Genomic DNA, 19,609 nt, shown 5'->3' with positions numbered 1-19,609 from the left:
TGTTTACATAATAAAGCTACTGCACATTTAACAGAACAATAACAAAGCAATAACAAAGCAATAACAAAACAATAAAAGTTACTGGTAAAATTCTTATATAATTTAATTATAAAATATTTATCTCAGGTTATTTAATATTTAACACACATTGGTGTTAAATGATTTTTTGATTTATTTCTAAGCGGATTTCCGCTGTTCCAATATCACAAAAATAGAGATGCTGTACTTAATCTTAATTGCGTTTAAAGGATGAATAATAAATTATGAATGAGACTACTGTTTTTAATGATGCTGAAGATATCATTCCAGTTATATTGCCAAAAATAAAAAAAATTAGCCTTGATGACCCATGGAAGTGGTTAGCTCTGGGTTGGCAGGATATGAAAGTAGCACCATACTTCAGTGTTCCTTATGGCTGTGCTTTTGTGCTTGTTAGCTTCTTAATTCTTTGGGGAATTATAGATGGCGGTATGTTCTTTCTATTCCCTCTATTAACCACCGGTTTTTTCCTCTCCGCACCTATTTTAGGTATTGGCCTTTATGGCATTAGTCGCTCGATAGAAAAACAAGAAAAAATCGAGTTCTGTCAAATCAAAAAATCCTGGCTTTCAAACCCCGTACATATCTCGGCTGTTGGTCTGATACTGATGATGATCATGCTGTTCTGGATGTTTGCAGCCATTCTTGTCTTTGTGATTTTTTTCAACAACCCCACTCTAAATTGGGAATACTTTTTTACCGAAGTGTTTTTCTCCGGTGAAAACAATTTATTTTTAGGTGTCGGAATTGCTATAGGCGGTCTCATTGCCTTATTCACCTTTTCCATTAGCGTCATTACCGTTCCCCTATTGATGGATAGGCAAATAGACTTTATGACTGCTATGAGAACCAGTGTGAATGCTGTCAAAGAAAACCCTAAGGCACTCTTATTATGGGCTTACCTTATTGCAGTTATGGTTGGAATAAGCTTCTTAACCTATTTTATTGGCCTAGCCATTGCAATGCCAGTGATTGGTCATGCAACCTGGCACGCCTATCGTGACCTTGTTGAAGAGGAATGTTGAAAAAGAAGCTTGAATAAAAACATTGAAGAGTAAAATTAAAGAATAAGAATTAAAACAGAACAAAGTCTCTGAATAAAGCCGCCTTATTTCGCGCATTGATGAAATATTAAGCGAAATAAGGCGGCTTTATTCAGAGACGTATTAATTAACACACAATCACAAAGCCTACCATCACCCTATTGATCCCCCAGACACTATCCTTTCTTCTGCTTAACCGCCAAATAAACAATCACCACAAATAAAATACCACCAATGATTGCAATCAAGCCTCCCATGCCCATCAATGCCATACCCGCAATTTCCGGCAAACTATCCAAGCCCTGCGCAGCACCTGCCGTTTTTCTTTTTACGCCATAACCACCTGACCAAGCTAAACCACTAATGTGCATAAACTGACCTACCGCATAAACAATAGGCTGAATTTTGGCTAACTTAAGTGTTCTATCCTTTAAAGGATAATCAAAAACTGGCAACAAATAAAAACTAAAGCCCATAAATGCCAGAGTAATACCTACAATTGAACCATGATAGTGAGCAGGGATAACCACGTTAACCCCTTCAATCATAAAGCCCAAAACACCCCCTGATGCGAATAAAGCAGCAGAACACCAGAGTGCCAGCTTAAGGGGTAACAAAGGCCCTTCTGCTGGCAGAGTTTTAAATAAATTAATAAAAATAATCAAGCCTAAAGGCAAGGTCGTTAAGCTACCAAAACGCATGAGTTGGGTAAATTGATTATGAAATTCACTAGACGCCACATCATATTGCCAATAAATCACTCCTGAATATAAAACAGGGATAAAAGAAATTAACAGACAAACAAACAAAATAGCGGGGGTAAAAATAAGACGTGTTTTTATTTGTTGTAATAAAACAATCCAAACGACGAACACCAATAACATGTGGGTGAATTGCAAGATATGTCCACCTCCCCAGAATAACACTTCAAACCAAGCCACTGCGGGTAAATCATCAGGCACTTTAAACAAGGTGTAAAGAAAAAATAGAATGGCTAACAAAGCAGCTAAAGCACCTAACCAAACACCAGAGGTCAAGGCTGTTGTAGGGCTTGAAGCATTAAAAGGCATCGATGAAAACAAGGTTCTAACAATGCGTATTAATAATCCCACCGTATATAAAGATAATGCAAAATAAAATAACGGCGTCTGTAATATGGGGATATAATTATTCATCAAGGGATGACCATCCATAATAAAGGGGGTCAAAACAATAAGGAATGTACCCGACACAGACAGATAAAAAGCCAGCCAGTCAAGCTTATTGACGTTTCGGGCAATCAAAGTCCAGAGTATGCTGGCAAAGGAAGTAAACCAAATCAATACAGATAAATCCACATGGACAACTAAAGCCGTATGAAAAAAATCAATAAAGGGTATAAGGCTTTGTATTGCAGGGGTGCGTGAAACAACTAATAAAATCGAAAAAAAACCTGATAAGAGCAATGAAACAACACCTAAAAAAAACCAGGCTTTAGCTAAACGCTTTGTTTCCTCTTTTTCAACAGGCAGTATATAATTAGATTCCATTTGTTCTCCACTTTTTAAATCATAGTTTTTAATTATAGGTTTTAGTCATAGGATTTATTCTATGGTTTTGGTCTATGGGTTTTACTCAAGGGTATTTTATATGAATTTTCACAAACTCGCATTGATTACGACACTCATAGCACTCATGGCAATTATGCTCGGTGCTTATACGCGTCTATCCAATGCAGGATTAGGCTGTCCTGACTGGCCTGGATGTTATGGCCACCTTAACGTACCGGACACGGCTCATGAGATATCAAAAGCTCAAGAAGCTTATCCTGACAAGCCTATAGAAGCAGCTAAGGCATGGAAAGAAATGACACATCGCTATATTGCGGGTACCTTAGGCTTGTTTATTTTAGCCCTCTGCCTACTTGCCTGGAAAAATAGAAAACAAGCAGGACAAGCTATCGTACTACCCACTATTCTTGTCGGCATTGTTATTTTTCAGGCCTTATTGGGCATGTGGACAGTCACCCTATTACTCAAACCCTTAGTTGTCGTCGTACATCTTATCTTTGGTTTTACTACCCTTGCAATACTTTTTTGGCTCACCCTATCCAGCAGTCAATTTTTTACCCGTAATGACATGCAAAAGAGCATTAAAGCATTCAATTGCAAATTTCGTAAGCCCGCTCTGATTGCTGTCGTTATATTATTTATGCAAATTGCACTCGGTGGATGGACTAGCTCTAATTATGCCGCATTAGTCTGTAGCGACCTACCTACCTGTCAGTCTTCCTGGTGGCCTGAGATGAACTTTAAAGAGGCTTTCACACTTTGGCATGAGCATGATCCGAAAACAGGTAAGGAACTCACCTCAGCCATAAATTATGAAGGGGGTATTTTAGACTTTCAGGCCAGAACAGCGATTCATTGGATGCATCGAATTGGTGCAGTCATCACCTTTCTCTATCTATTCACTCTGGGGCTCACTCTTTTTAGAAAAGCACAGGGACAAGCCATTCCAATAGCAGGCCTATTGATAATAGGACTCGTTATTGCTCAATTTAGTTTAGGCTTGTCCAATGTCTTTTTTAATTTACCCTTACTCGTCGCTGTTGCCCACAATGTAACGGCAGCTTTGCTATTACTTAGCTTGATCTTGTTAAATTATCTCTTGTTCACAAAAAAATAACTTACAGATTTAATATTTTCACCATGTCTGACTTCATGTTATCAACATTATGCGGTGTGCTAAACACTGCATGAAGTTGCCCTTCTGGATTCGTTAAATAAATTGAAGCTGAATGATTTACTTCATATTGCTTGTGTTTGTCTGTTTCATTAGAAGGTAAAAACGGCATGGCAAACTGTTTTGCAAAGCCTGCAATTTGTTCTTTAGTGCCACTTAAACCAATAAAATCCGAATGATAATTTTTTACATAAGCTTCTAATACTTCTGGAGAGTCCTTTAATGGGTCGGTTGTAATCATAATAACCTGTGTTATTTTCTGCAATGCCAAAGGCAAATCCTGATACAAATCAGCTAAATTTTTCATCTCCGTGGGACAAATATCAGGACAACTCGTATAACCCATAAAAACAAGGTGCCATTTTCCTTGCAGTGACTTTTCATTAAACGTTACGGGTTTTTCAGCACTTTTTCTAGCCAAAGAAAACTGCCCTAAAGGTTTAGGTATAGGATAAAGTGTAGATGCTGACAAACGTAATGCGGCGCTATTATGAGATTTATTGATGGAAGCGTATAAATATTTTCCACCAATAAGAATTGAGGATGAAATTATAATTAAAAGCGATAAGAATACAATATCTTTTTTTCCTGGCAACATCTAATACAACTCCTTAAAATAAAAATCAATTATATAAACTGAATATATACAAGTCTACAAAAAACACCTCCAATATAAATTTCAAATCAATATACTTAAGTTGGCATATTAAGCTAGCACATCAAACTAGTACATTAAACAACCATTAGATTATTAATTAAGAATATTAGCAGGCAGCACAAACAAATATCTTACTCACACTCATATTAAGCTCTACATCAAACAGAGTGGGACATTCATAACGTCTAGACTAGATGTATATCAAACGGTTTACATTAGCGTTAATAGGGTTTTCACCTATAAGCCCGTCAATTTATAAAGAATAAACACTAACGAATAACAGAAGTTACGTTTTAAAACAATTTACTCTTGACATACACCTTGATTCAAGACAATATAAATCAAAAAAAGTTCATAATAGAAAAAAATAATTCACACAATTTATTACGGTAATATTTCTACTTAATATTTTGATATTACCTATACCATTTTACTAACATTATTAATGAGTGAGCATCTACACCATCATTCCTAATTTGTTAGTTTTACAGTAATCTATTTATTTCGACATTATGAGTTTTAAAAAATAATAATAATAAAATAAATATCATTGAGTCGCCCATGCAGAATTTACCCATCTTAAATTTTTGCCCACCATTGCTCAATGTTAAGCTAAGAACCTTAAATTAAAAATAAACCTTATAGATAAGTATTTTCCAAAGTAACTTAAAAGGCTTAGCTTTAGCTAAACACTTACCATTTTAGAATAATTTTTAATTTACGTAACGCTTCAAAATGAACACATATAACTAGAACACCGTTGTATATTAGTTTGCTTTAAATCTAGATCGCTATTAAATATTCATAGGGGGAGTATAAATTGTTGGTTGATTTCATAAAAAAAGTAATTAGCTCAATTGCCGTCAGTGCAAGTTTGCTATGGACAGGGACTGCATTAGCAGAATATAAGTACAATTTTCCCGAACCGGTAACACCGATAGGACAGGACATTTACGATGTCCACATGTTAACTATGGGCATTATCACTGTTCTGTTAATTATCATAACGTCCATTGTCCTATATGCGGTCTTCACGTTTCGCAAAGACAAGGGTTATGAACCTGATCAAGAATTTCATAATAGTTGGTTTGGCCGTTGGTCATGGGTTATTGTTCCAATAGCCGTATTAATGGTTGATTTAAGTATTGCCGGAAAAGCCCAGCCCATTTTAGAAATGCTCTGGGAATCACCCACCAAGGAATGTAGTGACCCTACGCTCAAAGAAGAAAACAAAGATAAGTGCTATGACATGATCGTCAAGATTACCGGTCATCAGTGGTGGTGGGAATATGAGTATCCCGACTTAGGCATTAAAATTGAAAGTCGCTACACGCCACAAGAGCTAGCGGGTGACAATTATCTAAGAGCCGTCGATAACAATTTTGTCCTACCGATTAATACCAAAATTCGTTTTTTGCAAACGTCAGTTGATGTCAACCATGCTTTTTGGATACCTGAGCTAGCATTCAAAAAAGATGCTATCGCCGGTTATATCAGTGAAACATGGGGAGAAATCATTAAAGAAGGCATCTTCCGAGGCCAATGTGCTGAATTATGTGGTACCTGGCATGCAAGAATGCCGGCTGTTGTTGAAGCCGTCAGCAAAGAAAAATTTGCCCTTTGGGTAGCCGAGCAACAAGCTGTAAAGGCTGCAAAGCTTGCTGAAGCCAGCTCAGGTAAGGTTTGGACTAAAGATGAACTCTATGCAAAAGGTGAAACCATATACAATGTTAAATGTGCTGCCTGTCACCAGGCCACTGGCTTAGGTATACCACCAGCATTTCCTGCACTTAAAGGCAGCAAAATTGCCACTGGGCCTGTTGCAGATCATCTCAATATTGTTCTTCATGGTAAGAATACCATGCCTGCCTGGGCAGCAGAGTCCGACTTAGATTTAGCCGCCATCATTACTTATGAAAGAAATGCTTGGGGCAATAATACCAATGATGTTGTGCAACCAGCTGATATTAAAGCTGCACGTGAAAAAAAATAGGAGACTTTGAATGACAACAACAGTAGCACATGAAGCCGAACATCATGGCCCACCCAAAGGCATAGGACGTTGGTTATTTAGTACCAATCATAAAGACATTGGTACCATGTATTTATTCTTTGCATTGACCATGTTGTTTCTGGGTGGTGCCAGCGCGATGGTTATCCGCGCTGAATTATTTATGCCTGGACTACAATTTTTAGAACCTGATCTTTATAACAATATTGTCACCAATCATGCTTATATGATGATCTTTGGTGCTGTCATGCCAGCCGCCGCAGGTTTGGCTAACTGGATGATACCCATGATGATCGGAGCCCCCGACATGGCTTTGCCTCGCATGAACAATCTTAGTTTTTGGATTCTTCCAGCAGCAGCTGTCATGTTGATTTTATCTTTTGTTATTCCATTCTTCCCCGGCGGTGGCACACAAATCAACACCGGTTGGACAATCTATCCTCCTCTATCCATTAAAGTCGGTATGTCAATGGACTTCCTAATTTTTGCTATTCATCTATTAGGTATTTCTTCAATCCTTGCGTCAATTAACATTATCGTTACTTTGATTAATATGCGTGCACCGGGTATGACCTTGGGTAAAATGCCAATGTTCTGTTGGACTTGGTTAATTACTGCCTTCCTACTCATTTTAGTCGTACCTGTATTGGCCGGTGGCGTTACCATGCTATTATTTGACCGCAACTTTGGCACGAGTTTCTTTGATGCAGCTGGTGGTGGTGATCCTGTATTGTTCCAGCATTTATTCTGGTTCTTCGGACATCCTGAAGTCTATATTTTATTACTACCTTCTGTAGGTGCTTTATCGCATGTCATTCCAACATTTTCCAGAAAGCCTTTATTTGGCTATAACTCGCTGGTGGGTTCAATGTTTATCATTGCCACATTAGGCATGGTCGTTTGGGCACATCACCAATACACCATTGGTATGTCTCTTGGCGCTGTGACTTATTTCATGATTGGTACTATTTTGATATCTATTCCTGTGGGTCTGATGATTTTGAATTTCATTGCGACCATGTGGCGTGGTGCTATGACCTTTGAAACACCCATGCTTTTTGCCATTGCCATTGTTATCATGTTTAGCTTTGGTGGTCTAACGGGCGTGATGCTGGCGGTTGTTCCTGCCGACATGCAATACCATGATAGTATGTTTGTTGTGGCTCACTTCCACTATGTATTATTACCGGGTGCCCTGTTTGGACTTTATGCCGGCATTTTCTTCTGGTTACCAAAATGGACTGGCAGAATGTATGACGAAGCGCTGGGTAAACTATTTTTCTGGACGACTATCGTTGGCTTTAACATTACCTTCTTCCCTCAGCACTTCCTAGGACTAGCCGGTATGCCGCGACGAATCGTTGACTATAATGTTCAATTCCTGGAATTTAATGTGATATCCAGTATTGGTGCTTTGATCTTTGGTCTCAGTCATCTAATACTACTCTATATCATCATTAAAGCAGTCTGGGGTGGTAAAAAGACCGATGAGAAATTATCTAATAATGTCTGGGAAGGCGCTAAAGGTTTAGAGTGGGAATTATCAAGCCCGCCTCCATTCCATAGTTGGACGTCTGCACCCACTATTAAATAGGGTCTTCCAAATAATACCTTGTAAATCAACATCTAAACTCATACTTATTTTACTAATAAATGAGTTTAGAATTTTTTAAATATATTGAGAGAATAAAAATGGAAAAAAACACTCAAAATGTATTACTTGCCTGGTCTTTGATTGGTCTAGTGATGTTTGTTATGTATAGCTCAATGAACTATATCTGGTCAGCACTTGAGATAGCAAAATAATTTGATCACCATCGATCAAGCGGCAGCGCTCAAAGCAAAAAATGCCAAGACGGTTAAATGGCTAGGTTTCATTGCTCTGGGTATGTTTCTTTTTGCCTTTGCACAAATACAATTATACGGTCTATTTTGCAAGGCTGTTGGTGTCAATTCTTTAAGCTCACGACAAAAAATAGACACCAATTCAACCGCTGCCATCATTAAAGAACTAAAGAGTAAAAAAGTCACCGATGAGCGTGTTATTACGGTTAGATTTGATGCCACGGTCAATGAAAATCTACCCTGGTCTTTTATACCACTGGACAAAAAAATTACCGTACATCCGGGTGAATTAAAAAAAATCACTTATCGAGTTAAAAACCTTACTAACGAAGTTATTACGGGTCAGTCCATTGCCAATGTAACACCCTGGCAAGCGGAACCTTTTTTATCAAAAATTGAATGTTTTTGTCACACAAAACAAACACTACAACCGGGCGAAGAAAAAGATATGCCACTACTTTTTACTTTGTCTGAAGATTTACCGCAGGAAATGCGAACTTTAGTCGTTTCTTACACATTTTTAAATGCTGAAAAAGCATCGGCAAAAAAATATCAAAAAAAATTATAAAGCTTTAACTAACACATTATTTTTGTAAAGCCATGAGAATATTAGGAAAATATTCTTTAACTATTTTTATCTACTAGGGGGTTAATTGATGTCTGCACACACTGAAGATACTTACTTTATACCAGAGCCAAGTAAATGGCCTATCATAGCAATGCTATCGATATTAACCCTGCTTTTAGGGGCCGCAATGTCTATTCATGATATTGGTATTGGACCTTATACTGCAGCAGCCGGATTCTTTTTATTGCTATTTTTGTTCTATGGCTGGTTTGGTGATGTCATCGATGAAAGCCGTTCAGGTTGTTACAACAAACAAGTGGATCGATCATTTCGTATTGGTATGATGTGGTTTATTTCATCCGAATTTTTCTTCTTTTTATGCTTCTTTGGCACCCTGCTTTATATTAGAATATTCGCCTTGCCCTGGCTCAGTGGTGAAGGCTACTTAGGTAGTACCAATGAACTCTATGATGGTTTTAAAGCCGTCTGGCCTACCAGTGGACCTCAAGCAGTTGAATTTACTTCAATGGGTGCATTAGGCGTACCTTTAATCAATACCATTTTGCTACTCAGTAGTGGTGTCACCATCACTTGGGCTCACCATGCTTTAAAAGTAAACAATCAAAAACAACTTATTATGGGCTTAATGGCCACAGTGATTTTAGGTGTCGTCTTTGTTGGATTTCAAGCTTATGAATACATTCATGCCTATTCAGAACTGAACCTCACCCTCAAAACCGGTGTTTATGGGTCAACCTTTTATATTCTGACGGGCTTCCATGGTTTTCACGTTATATTAGGGGCAACCATGTTAATGGTTATCACGATTCGTGCAATGAAGGGGCATTTTACACCAGAGAAGCATTTTGCTTTTGAAGCGGTTGCTTGGTATTGGCACTTTGTTGATGTGGTATGGTTAGGTTTGTATTTATTCGTTTACTGGCTATAAACATGCGGCTACGTCTTTAGCTTTCCTCTTTTTTAGAAAAGGGGGAAGCTAAAACCAATAAACACTCACTACTGAATGTTAGGCTGAATTAAACCAGTATAATAGCCTATCACTAACATAACAATTAATGTCACAGAAAGTGAAATACGAATTTTTAGGGCAGTTATCATTTTTTTACTGTTCTTTTCATCGTCTGTTGTTAAAAAGAACAAGGCAAAGCCCAGACTAATCAGTATGGTTATAAAAACTAAGGCGAACACAATTTTAAATATCAAAATCAAGACAGCTTCCTCGTATAACTATTTTATCCAGCGTTTAGACCTTACAAAACGCTCACATTTAATGTTAGTTTGCTAGTTTAGCACAGGTCTCTGATGATTCTACCCTTCACCGGAAATAAATATAACTTTGCACCAGGACTTTTTTTAAGTTTGTTTTTTTTAACTATGATTAGTCTTCTGATTGCACTAGGAATTTGGCAATTAAATCGTGCCGAAGAAAAGAAAACTCAAGCATTACAAATTAGTGAACGCATATCGTCTGAGACGCTAGTGTTAAACAACAATAGTAGCATCAAGAATACGCAGTTATTATTACAAAAAGATTTAGCTTATAGACAAATAAAATTAAGCGGGCATTTTGATATAACGAACCAGTATTTTGTTGACAATAAAAAATATAATACCCGTACAGGCTATCATGTAATAAGCCCATTTATCATTGAACAAAGCCAACAAACCATTTTGGTTAATAGAGGCTGGGTTGATTCAGGTGGCAGAAGAAATGTTTTGCCGACCGTTAAAACCAATGAAGCTAATATTACACTCGATGGCCAGTTGAGTTTACCAGTAAAAGCTCGCTTTAGACCCGGTATATCACAACCGGCTGAGAACTTAGGCGGCATCTGGCTTTATAATGATTTAGATTTTTATAGCCAATTATCAGGCACAAAGCTGGTGCCTTATATTTTACTTTTAGACAAACAAAATCCACATGGATTTATTAGACAATGGCCTGAATTTAAGGCCAATACAGAGATGCACGTAGGTTATGCAATTCAATGGTTTGCCTTTGCTTTATTTTCTCTATTAGCTTATTTATCCATTGCAACCAAACGTATACACAAATAAAAAAATATTTTTAAAACTGGAAAACCCTATAATGTCCGAACATGCTACTCAAGTTGAAACAAAAGAACCCCTTAACAAAAGTAATATCATCTCATTCTGGATGATTATTCTTGTCTTTGCCCTACCCCCTATTGCAGCTTATTTTATGTACTATTCTGGCATGATGCCTGATGGCCGCATGAATAAAGGTACCCTAGTACAGGCACAACAATTCCCTGACATAAAATTACATACAATAAAAGATAATCAAGCTTTTACTCTTAAATCTAATCAGGGCAAGTGGACTCTCATGCTCTTAGCCGATTCATCTTGTGATGATTTATGTAAAAAGAATATTTACCTCATGCGTCAAGTTAAAACATCACTGGGTAAGGACAGCCATAATACTGAGCGTTTACTCATCATGAAAGATTCAGCCACTTCTAGCATGTTCAATGAGTTTCTAAAAGACTATTCTAAAATGCCTATCGTGACAGGCAATACAAATGATATGAAAATGTTAGAGACATTTCTTCAAACCATCGCCAATGAAGATACCAAAAATAAAGTGTTTATCATTGATCCTTTTGGCAAAGTCATGATGCATTATGCTTCAGAACTCCAACCTAAAGATTTATTAAGTGATTTGAAGCGTTTGATTTTAGTTAATTCAAATGATGTTGCAACGAACACACAATAAAAAACTATAATATAACAGCATAAAAACAAGGAATATCAGATGGAAATAGCCAGTCAAATACCATTCTCCACCATCGCAAAAGCCTATCTGGAAACTACTAAACCCAAAGTGGTTGCTTTATTAGTATTCACTGCCATCGTAGGTATGTTACTTGCGTCACCCGGTGCGCTGCCCGTTGATATTTTCATATTTGCCTCTCTTGGTATTGCTTTGGCCTCGGCATCGGGAGCAGCCATTAACCATGTTGTCGATCAATATATTGATGCACAAATGGGTAGAACCAAGGGACGACCTTTGCCAACGGGAGTGCTTACCGCAAAATCTGTACTGATTTTTGCCCTAAGCCTGGGGGCATTATCAATGGTGATTTTATCTTATACCGTGAATGTCCTGACAGCCTTATTAGCTCTCATTGCCTTAATTGGTTATGCAGTGATTTATACCATGTATCTGAAGCGTCATACGCCGCATAATATTGTCTTAGGTGGTGCAGCAGGTGCAATGCCTCCGGTATTAGGTTGGACGTCAGTCACCGGTGAAATTAATTCAGAAGCCTTATTGTTATTTCTTATTATCTTTATCTGGACGCCACCACACTTTTGGGCATTAGCCATTAAAAGAAAAAATGATTATGCCAAAGCAGGACTTCCGATGTTGCCTGTGACTCATGGTATTAATTTCACCAAACTACAAATTTTACTTTATACTTTTATGTTACTTGCAGTATCGATATTTCCGTTTGTGACACAGATGAGTGGTTTGATTTATTTGAGTGGCGCGATATCCTTAGGCATTGGCTTTATCTTTCATGCCTTTAGACTTTATCGCACTGAAGGTGATATGTATGCAATGAAGACCTTTGCATATTCCATTTTATATTTGGGCTTGTTATTTGCTTTTCTTTTAACCGATCATTATGTGCGTGTGATTTATCATTCGATGAATTAAATAAGCAGAATTCTGAAGACAGATCAAAACCTGCTTTACACTTAAAATGTAGGATGTGATGAGGAACGAACTGCATCAATAGTGATGTGTCAACACTTTTCCGGACAGTTTTCTAAATATTTTTTTGGCTGTTTCAAGTGATTTTTGTCATTTTGTATTTCCTATCATTTTAGTTTCTCATGTTAACTTTAAACAGATGAAGAGAAAGGGCTTTGCCCTCTGGAACGATAGAGCCGTTCCATTCACCCAAGGTATTTTCACAACGGTAATGATCCTGTTACAATATCTTCACGGCACAGGCTGAGGAGCCGATGGCCGTCAACGTAATGGGCGGCATTTATGTCGCCTTTTACCCCTCTTCAATCAATCGATTTAAGCTATTTCCTGCTGTATTTCATAATCGACTGGTGACAAATAATCATTAGCCGAATGAAGTCGCTCCCGATTATAAAATACCTCAATATATTCAAATATTGCCTGCTTTGCTTCTACTCTGGTTTTGAATCGACAATGGTGCGTCAATTCAGTTTTCAAACTATGAAAGAAGCTCTCTGATACAGCATTGTCCCAGAATTTCCTTTGCGGCTCATAGACTGAATTATGTTATGATCCGACAATATTTTCTATGACTATCAGAGGCATATTGGCTACCTCGGTCAGTATGCCAAAGCAATCCATCCATTGGTTTACGCTTCCATATGGCCATCAGTAAAGCATCATTGACTAGCTTGGCTTTCATTCGCTCATCCATCGACCAGCCAACAATTTGCCTAGAGAATAAGTCAATGACAACCGCTAAATATAACCAGCCTTCCTTGGTGGCAATATAGGTAATATCACCCACATAGTAGCGATCAGGTTGAGAGACAGTAAACTCTCTTTCCAGTAAATTTGGAGATATACGCTTATTATGCTTGGAATTAGTCGTCGCTTTAAAGCGTCTCTTCGTTTTACAAAACAAACCGGCTTTTTCATTAATCGACCAATTCTCCGGCGGCTTATATGAACGCCTTTTCAGCCAGTTTTCTTTTAAGACGACGGGTTCCATAAGTCTTGCGACTGTCTTCAAACAGTTTTTTAGCTGCTCAGTAAGCGCTTCATTTTCTTTCTCTCTATCCGTTTTAGGAGAGCTAACCCAATCATAATAGCAACTACGGAAACATCCATAAAACGGCACAGAATCGTTACCGGGTAATCTTTAGCCTGATCAGTTATCCATGCGTACTTCACAAAGTTTCCTTGCAAAGTACGCTGTGGCCTTTTTAATAAATCACGCCCTGAATCACTTTTGCCAATTCTTTTTCAGACGTTTTACTTCATCATAAATGTGTTCATCACTTCTATTGGCTACCGTCTTCACCGGTTTGAATATTTACTGATCCAGGTATGTAGAGTATTTACATTAACACCTAGCTCCTGGCAGTCTGAGAAACGGTTGATCCGTCTCATTAGCTAATTTGACAGCTGATTCTTTAAATTCTGATGTATAGCTTTATTCGGTTTTTTGTTTGATCATTCATTTTAGGTCACACTTTTTATCTTTTAGTTATTTTAAGTTGTGTGTCCGGTTAAGTATAGCCACATTATCTCTTGTTTTATAACCCTGTCGGGACGTTCACATCCTGACAGGATTTGTACGTCCCTACCCTACTTTAATGTAATTATGGAGATGCTATGAATACTTTGTATAAAATAGATGAAGTCAGCGATTTATACGTTGATGCTTTTCTAATCGATCAATCTCAATTGGTCTTTCTATCTGTCTGGGGCCGTGATACTGCATTGCAGGAATTCTTTGCCCGATTGACACTGCCCAAGTCTGAACAAGGTTTACGAGAAATTCATCTTGAAAACCTGAACACCAATCAGACACACTTTATTGATATCCCTGATATTGAAAACTGGAAAAACCAATGGCCGAGCTCAAAGCAAAGTCTTTGGTCAGCTTTCTCATGTATTTATCTATGACAAACTGGCCGTTAAGCCGGATGCTTTGAATAATCAAGCTTTGCTTTTTATCTGGATGAAAAACCAGATATCTGGGAAATCGTCAAAGAAGCCTGTCATTTACCTTTGTTGATCACTGAAAGAAACTGTTCTTTCTACGTTTGAACAGCAAGGTTTGATGTGTCAACACTTTTCCGGACAGTTTTCTAAATATTTTTTGGCTGTTTCAAGTGATTTTTGTCATTTTGTATTTCCTATCATTTTAGTTTCTCATGTTAACTTTAAACAGATGAAGAGAAAGGGCTTTGCCCTCTGGAACGATAGAGCCGTTCCATTCACCCAGGTATTTTCACAACGGTAATGATCCTGTTACAATATCTTCACGGCACAGGCTGAGGAGCCGATGGCCGTCAACGGTAATGGGCGGCATTTATGTCGCCTTTACCCCTCTTCAATCAATCGATTTAAGCTATTTCCTGCTGTATTTCATAATCGACTGGTGACAAATAATCATTAGCCGAATGAAGTCGCTCCCGATTATAAAATACCTCAATATATTCAAATGTTGCCTGCTTTGCTTCTACTCTGGTTTTGAATCGACAATGGTGCGTCAATTCAGTTTTCAAACTATGAAAGAAGCTCTCTGATACAGCATTGTCCCAGCAATTTCCTTTGCGGCTCATAGACTGAATTATGTTATGATCCGACAATATTTTCTATGACTATCAGAGGCATATTGGCTACCTCGGTCAGTATGCCAAAGCAATCCATCCATTGGTTTACGCTTCCATATGGCCATCAGTAAAGCATCATTGACTAGCTTGGCTTTCATTCGCTCATCCATCGACCAGCCAACAATTTGCCTAGAGAATAAGTCAATGACAACCGCTAAATATAACCAGCCTTCCTTGGTGGCAATATAGGTAATATCACCCACATAGTAGCGATCAGGTTGAGAGACAGTAAACTCTCTTTCCAGTAAATTTGGAGATATACGCTTATTATGCTTGGAATTAGTCGTCGCTTTAAAGCGTCTCTTCGTTTTACAAAACAAACCGGCTTTTTTCATTAATCGACCAATTCTCCGGCGGCTTATATGAACGCCTTTTTCAGCCAGTTTTCTTTTAAGACGACGGGTTCCATAAGTCTTGCGACTGTCTTCAAACAGTTTTTTAGCTGCTCAGTAAGCGCTTCATTTTCTTCTCTCTATCCGTTTTAGGAGAGCTAACCCAATCATAATAGCAACTACGGGAAACATCCATAAAACGGCACAGAATCGTTACCGGGTAATCTTTAGCCTGATCAGTTATCCATGCGTACTTCACAAAGTTTCCCTTGCAAAGTACGCTGTGGCCTTTTAATAAATCACGCTCCTGAATCACTTTTGCCAATTCTTTTTTCAGACGTTTTACTTCATCATAAATGTGTTCATCACTTCTATTGGCTACCGTCTTCACCGGTTTGGAATATTTACTGATCCAGGTATGTAGAGTATTTACATTAACACCTAGCTCCTGGCAGTCTGAGAAACGGGTTGATCCGTCTCATTAGCTAATTTGACAGCTGATTCTTTAAATTCTGATGTATAGCTTTTATTCGGTTTTTTGTTTGATCATTCATTTTAGGTCACACTTTTTATCTTTTAGTTATTTTAAGTTGTGTGTCCGGTTAAGTATAGCCACATTAGTTGGATACAAACACTCAACGGCGAGGGTATTCAAGCCATTAGTAAGCGCTTAACGAACAGCGTTCTTTACCTTTTCCAATTCTGATTTTTTAAAATTCCAGGGAAGCAATGCTTCCAGCTTTTCAACCGTATCCGCATAAGGTAATTGGGTTAATACATAGACCATATACGCATATGGCTCAATATCATTGGCCTTAGCGGTTTCAATAAAACTATAATGAACTGCACTGGCATGTGCACCCTTTGGCGTATCTGAAAATAACCAGGCCTTTCTACCCACGCAGAATGGACGGATAGCATTTTCTGCCAGCACATTACTGATATTCAACCGACCATCTTCACAATAAACAGTCAGCTTAGGCCATTGATTATCAATATAGGTGAGTGCTTTTCCTGTCAAGCTGTCGTTCGGCACTTTGCCCAGGGTGTTATCGACCCATGTTCTTATTTTCTCAAGAAGCGGCAGGCTCTGTTTCTGACGAACCTTAAATTTTTCATTAACACTGGCTTCTTTTATCTCACGCTCAATTAAATACAGCTTATTGATATGGGCCAGTGCCACATCGGCTTTGTAGGCTTTTGATTGCTCTTTTCTTTGGTTGTGCCGTCTGAGAATCTTTGAATTTACGGCGAGTGTGATCCCAGCAGCCGACCGATGTGGCATTATTTTGTGCACACACGGCATTGTAACCGGCATAGCCATCGGTTTGCAGATAGCCGCTAAAGCCATCAAGCAGGCGCAGTGGTACTTCCTTCTTACGAGAAGGATCGTATTCAAACAGCACACTGGGTTGTCCAGGTGGCCCGCCACGACTGACCCACATGTATTTGTTCGAATGAGCACTAAGTCCCGGCTCTTTTAATACTTTGAGCACCGTTTCATCCATTTGGATGATGTCACCCGACAGTTGATGTTCTCGCATGAGGTTGATGAGCGGCTGGAACTGATGAGCCAGTTTAATAGCCCAATTGGCCATGGTGGCTCGGGTTATATCGCCGCCATAGCGTGATAATATGCCTTCCATTCGATACAGAGGCAAACCATCGGCATATTTTGAGATAATGATGTGTGCCATCAGGTGAATACTGCCCATTGATTTAGGTAATGGATGTTTTGGCATGACCGCAGCTTTCATTGAACGACTGTCTGTGTCATTGGTGCCTGCAAAGACGGCTTTTTCCTGGAAGTATTCCAGTATTTGGACTTTAGCTGGAATGATATCCAGCTCTTCTCTGACTTTAGTGTAAAAAACCTCAATGGCACCGGCTTTTTCTTCATCTGTCAGATCGATGAAGACAGGGACTCTTGGAATAGTCTTTGAGAAAGGCTTCCTGCCTGTTTTTCTTTCTTCTTAGGCAAGTGGTTTTAGGTTCAGGGAGCCCTCATCGTCAGCCGCCTGCTCAGCTTCATCAAATAAGCGTTCCTGACCATCACTTTTTTCACTGCTGGGTGCAAAGCGTTTACTACGAGCCAGACGAAGGGCTTCTTCCAGTATTTTTATACGTTGGTTTTTCTGTTCAATGACACTCAACAATTCATTCTTGTCCGCGTGTGAAAAGCGGAAAATATAGAGTCGTTTTTGTGGATTCAGCCTTGTTTTGCATGGCTTTATTATAACAAAAAATAGACTAAAAGTACTTAAAATACAGACTCATAATGCAATTTCTTATGCGGTTTCATGACACTGATATCATAGCCGTCTAATAGCCAGTTGATTTGTTGTCCGGTGATATTCATCAGGTCATCTTCACCTTGCCATTGAACTTTCTTCTGAGAGACTTTTGTAATAGAGTACAAAACCGGTATTATCCCAGAAGAGGCATTTAATTTTATTACGCTGACGATTGGTAAAGGCATACAGATGGCCTGCAAAGGATTATGACCTAATTCACATTCAACAATGGCACTGAGGCCAATAAAACTTTTACGAAAATCAACAGGCTTCAGATAGAGATACACCTGTGGCAGGCTGAGTGATGGAAGTATGGCTGACTTCATTGGAACAATCCTGCTAATTGTTTTACCAGCTGTACATTATCGGCAGTCACCCCTTCAATGCGTAGCTGATTGGGTAATTCTACAATTAATGCTGAGGTGCGGGCTGAATAGTGTGTCGGGAAGATAGTTGAATAAAACCATTCCCCTTTGTCATCGCACTGGTTTGCGTTGTTGCACCCAGCAACTTACGCTTGTAATAGCCAAAACGTTTGATGGGTAGCCCATGTTCCTGACAATAGGATGCCTGGCTGATACTGTTTTCATTCCATTGATTAACGTGGTCTTGCCAAAATTGTTTTGAGTTGGCTTGGGTTTCTGGTTTCTTGATGTGCCTCATAATTAATCGATGGATTGATTATGAGGCAGGAGATATTTTTGAATAACGCTAGATGGTTAGCGCTTACAGCCATTAAGGTTAATTTTGTTCAGCAAGATGTGGAAAGCGTTTTAGCACAAAAGATCAAAGAAGGCTGTTTGACACTTAAAAAAAGTGTTTCAGGTCCTGTTCTTGTGCCTAAACCTGATCAATCACTATCTCAGTTAACAATATATCTGATGCTCTCAAAGCAGCTAAATCACTTGAAGATTTTATCGGAAAAGTGCAATTAGAAAGCATCATCGATGGTTGCCGTAGTGAAGAGAAGCCATTCTTTTTGAAAAACTGGCTGAAATGGCTACTTTGATTAAAACAATGCCAAAGACTGGTGAACAGGAAAATAAAGGTGATGAAGCAATTGCTTATTTACATTATTTTGTTGGAGCCTTTGACTGGTACATTTCAGAGAAAGATATGCTTGATGAGCAAATTCAGGCCTTTGGTTTAGGCAGTATGGGATACCCGGAATATGGATATATCTCAATTGCCGAATTAATTGAAAATAACGTAGAACTCGATCTGCACTTTAAGCCAGAACCTTTAAAAGTGTTAAAGCAAGACTTGAAGAAATTGAGTTTGCTTAATTATTAATTTATGAATTACAGCGGTCACGGCTTATGTGACAACTTTAAATAACTCTGCATGTACCTTGAAATCAGAGTGTTCCCTTGTGGAATCAGGTATGTCTTTAAACCCAAAACGGATCATCATCCCGTTTTCTGGGGTGGTGTTTCCTAAATCATTAGGAGATACAAATAATGACTTCTGAAAATGGATCTGCCCCGTGCAGATTGAAAGCAATCAGTATATTGATATGACTCAAAATGCCCAACTTCTGGGCTTTGATGCAGACTTTAATCTTTATGTGACCCACTTTGTGTGGGAAACCTGATGTCAACACTTTTCCGGACAGTTTTCTAAATATTTTTTGGCTGTTTCAAGTGATTTTGTCATTTTGTATTTCCTATCATTTTAGTTTCTCATGTTAACTTTAAACAGATGAAGA

The 19,609-nt window shown here is 38.4% G+C and carries 22 protein-coding genes and 1 pseudogene; 12 read left to right on the top strand and 11 right to left on the bottom strand.

Translation table 11 applies throughout. The features are described from left to right. Positions 1-263 precede the first annotated feature (263 nt). The gene (locus tag JEU79_RS06670; RefSeq protein ID WP_198263475.1) at positions 264-1,064 is read left to right on the top strand and encodes a DUF2189 domain-containing protein; all 801 of its coding nucleotides are present in this window, start codon (positions 264-266) and stop codon (positions 1,062-1,064) included. 194 nt (positions 1,065-1,258) lie between these two features. Here the strand turns inward: JEU79_RS06670 and JEU79_RS06665 are convergent, their stop codons facing one another. Beyond that, entirely contained in the window at positions 1,259-2,611 is a 1,353-nt protein-coding gene (locus JEU79_RS06665; protein WP_198263474.1) for a cbb3-type cytochrome c oxidase subunit I, read from the bottom strand. Between the two features lie 100 nt (positions 2,612-2,711). Between JEU79_RS06665 and JEU79_RS06660 the strand changes: the two genes are divergently transcribed. Next, positions 2,712-3,749: a COX15/CtaA family protein gene (locus JEU79_RS06660; RefSeq protein ID WP_198263473.1), complete on the top strand. Its 1,038-nt coding sequence runs from the start codon at positions 2,712-2,714 to the stop codon at positions 3,747-3,749. Position 3,750: 1 nt separating this feature from the next. Here JEU79_RS06660 and JEU79_RS06655 read toward each other — a convergent pair whose 3' ends face one another. Beyond that, on the bottom strand, positions 3,751-4,404 hold the full coding sequence (locus tag JEU79_RS06655; RefSeq protein ID WP_198263472.1) for an SCO family protein: 654 nt from the start codon (positions 4,402-4,404) through the stop codon (positions 3,751-3,753). An 880-nt stretch (positions 4,405-5,284) separates the two neighbouring features. Here JEU79_RS06655 and JEU79_RS06650 point away from each other — a divergent pair. The 4 genes from JEU79_RS06650 (at position 5,285) to JEU79_RS06635 (ending at position 9,837) form a co-directional block, all read left to right on the top strand. Beyond that, positions 5,285-6,457, top strand: coding sequence for a cytochrome c oxidase subunit II (locus JEU79_RS06650; RefSeq protein ID WP_246540052.1), 1,173 nt, complete (start codon positions 5,285-5,287; stop codon positions 6,455-6,457). A 10-nt stretch (positions 6,458-6,467) separates the two neighbouring features. Then, on the top strand, positions 6,468-8,069 hold the full coding sequence (locus JEU79_RS06645) for a cytochrome c oxidase subunit I (RefSeq protein WP_198263471.1): 1,602 nt from the start codon (positions 6,468-6,470) through the stop codon (positions 8,067-8,069). Positions 8,070-8,282: 213 nt separating this feature from the next. Then, the gene (locus tag JEU79_RS06640) at positions 8,283-8,888 is read left to right on the top strand and encodes a cytochrome c oxidase assembly protein (RefSeq protein WP_198263470.1); all 606 of its coding nucleotides are present in this window, start codon (positions 8,283-8,285) and stop codon (positions 8,886-8,888) included. 88 nt (positions 8,889-8,976) lie between these two features. Further along, positions 8,977-9,837: a cytochrome c oxidase subunit 3 gene (locus JEU79_RS06635; RefSeq protein WP_198263469.1), complete on the top strand. Its 861-nt coding sequence runs from the start codon at positions 8,977-8,979 to the stop codon at positions 9,835-9,837. Positions 9,838-9,905: 68 nt separating this feature from the next. On the opposite strand, the gene JEU79_RS06630 is transcribed toward JEU79_RS06635, so the two are convergent. Further along, positions 9,906-10,118, bottom strand: a complete 213-nt coding sequence (locus JEU79_RS06630; protein ID WP_198263468.1) for a twin transmembrane helix small protein — start codon at positions 10,116-10,118, stop codon at positions 9,906-9,908. 150 nt (positions 10,119-10,268) lie between these two features. Between JEU79_RS06630 and JEU79_RS06625 the strand changes: the two genes are divergently transcribed. The 3 genes from JEU79_RS06625 to cyoE are packed head-to-tail and all read left to right on the top strand — an operon-like array spanning position 10,269 to position 12,594. Continuing rightward, the gene (locus JEU79_RS06625; protein ID WP_214660516.1) at positions 10,269-10,967 is read left to right on the top strand and encodes an SURF1 family protein; all 699 of its coding nucleotides are present in this window, start codon (positions 10,269-10,271) and stop codon (positions 10,965-10,967) included. Next, positions 10,942-11,646 (top strand): SCO family protein, encoded by a 705-nt coding sequence (locus JEU79_RS06620; RefSeq protein WP_214660515.1) that lies wholly within the window; start codon positions 10,942-10,944, stop codon positions 11,644-11,646. The genes JEU79_RS06625 and JEU79_RS06620 overlap by 26 nt, the downstream gene beginning before the upstream one ends. Before the next feature lie 39 nt (positions 11,647-11,685). Continuing rightward, the gene (cyoE, locus tag JEU79_RS06615) at positions 11,686-12,594 is read left to right on the top strand and encodes a heme o synthase (RefSeq protein ID WP_198263465.1); all 909 of its coding nucleotides are present in this window, start codon (positions 11,686-11,688) and stop codon (positions 12,592-12,594) included. Positions 12,595-12,966: 372 nt separating this feature from the next. On the opposite strand, the gene JEU79_RS06610 is transcribed toward cyoE, so the two are convergent. After that, positions 12,967-13,128, bottom strand: a complete 162-nt coding sequence (locus JEU79_RS06610; protein ID WP_198263464.1) for an IS3 family transposase — start codon at positions 13,126-13,128, stop codon at positions 12,967-12,969. A 64-nt stretch (positions 13,129-13,192) separates the two neighbouring features. Continuing rightward, on the bottom strand, positions 13,193-13,771 hold the full coding sequence (locus JEU79_RS06605) for an IS3 family transposase (RefSeq protein WP_198263463.1): 579 nt from the start codon (positions 13,769-13,771) through the stop codon (positions 13,193-13,195). Between the two features lie 497 nt (positions 13,772-14,268). Here JEU79_RS06605 and JEU79_RS06600 point away from each other — a divergent pair, with 497 nt between their 5' ends. After that, positions 14,269-14,562 carry a hypothetical protein gene (locus JEU79_RS06600; RefSeq protein WP_198263462.1) on the top strand — a complete coding sequence of 98 codons (294 nt, stop codon included), beginning with the start codon at positions 14,269-14,271 and terminating at the stop codon, positions 14,560-14,562. A 443-nt stretch (positions 14,563-15,005) separates the two neighbouring features. Here JEU79_RS06600 and JEU79_RS06595 read toward each other — a convergent pair. From JEU79_RS06595 to tnpA, 6 genes and pseudogenes are all read right to left on the bottom strand, one after another. Next, positions 15,006-16,150: pseudogene (locus tag JEU79_RS06595) on the bottom strand (IS3 family transposase); the annotation flags it as partial. A gap of 127 nt (positions 16,151-16,277) precedes the next feature. After that, complete coding sequence (locus JEU79_RS27385; RefSeq protein WP_281400842.1) at positions 16,278-16,790, bottom strand: IS66 family transposase; 513 nt, start codon at positions 16,788-16,790, stop codon at positions 16,278-16,280. After that, positions 16,768-17,514, bottom strand: coding sequence for an IS66 family transposase (gene tnpC, locus JEU79_RS06590; RefSeq protein ID WP_281401052.1), 747 nt, complete (start codon positions 17,512-17,514; stop codon positions 16,768-16,770). The genes JEU79_RS27385 and tnpC overlap by 23 nt, the downstream gene beginning before the upstream one ends. A 66-nt stretch (positions 17,515-17,580) precedes the next feature. Continuing rightward, entirely contained in the window at positions 17,581-17,763 is a 183-nt protein-coding gene (locus tag JEU79_RS26145) for an IS66 family transposase (RefSeq protein WP_246540050.1), read from the bottom strand. Between the two features lie 104 nt (positions 17,764-17,867). Next, entirely contained in the window at positions 17,868-18,227 is a 360-nt protein-coding gene (locus JEU79_RS26140) for a hypothetical protein (protein ID WP_246540047.1), read from the bottom strand. An 85-nt stretch (positions 18,228-18,312) separates the two neighbouring features. After that, a complete protein-coding gene (gene tnpA / locus JEU79_RS06580; RefSeq protein WP_198263461.1) occupies positions 18,313-18,564 on the bottom strand; it encodes an IS66 family insertion sequence element accessory protein TnpA in 252 nt (83 codons plus the stop codon). 38 nt (positions 18,565-18,602) lie between these two features. On the opposite strand from tnpA, the gene JEU79_RS06575 reads away from it, so the two are divergent. Then, positions 18,603-18,836: a hypothetical protein gene (locus JEU79_RS06575; protein WP_198263460.1), complete on the top strand. Its 234-nt coding sequence runs from the start codon at positions 18,603-18,605 to the stop codon at positions 18,834-18,836. A gap of 61 nt (positions 18,837-18,897) precedes the next feature. Beyond that, positions 18,898-19,194 (top strand): DUF2958 domain-containing protein, encoded by a 297-nt coding sequence (locus JEU79_RS06570; protein ID WP_281400841.1) that lies wholly within the window; start codon positions 18,898-18,900, stop codon positions 19,192-19,194. Positions 19,195-19,609 lie beyond the last annotated feature (415 nt).

Origin of the sequence: sulfur-oxidizing endosymbiont of Gigantopelta aegis (assembly GCF_016097415.1) — a bacterium.
GTDB lineage: Bacteria > Pseudomonadota > Gammaproteobacteria > GRL18 > GRL18 > GRL18.
Note: the sequence above shows the minus strand (reverse complement) of the source record. Positions and strands in the feature narration are given on the sequence as shown.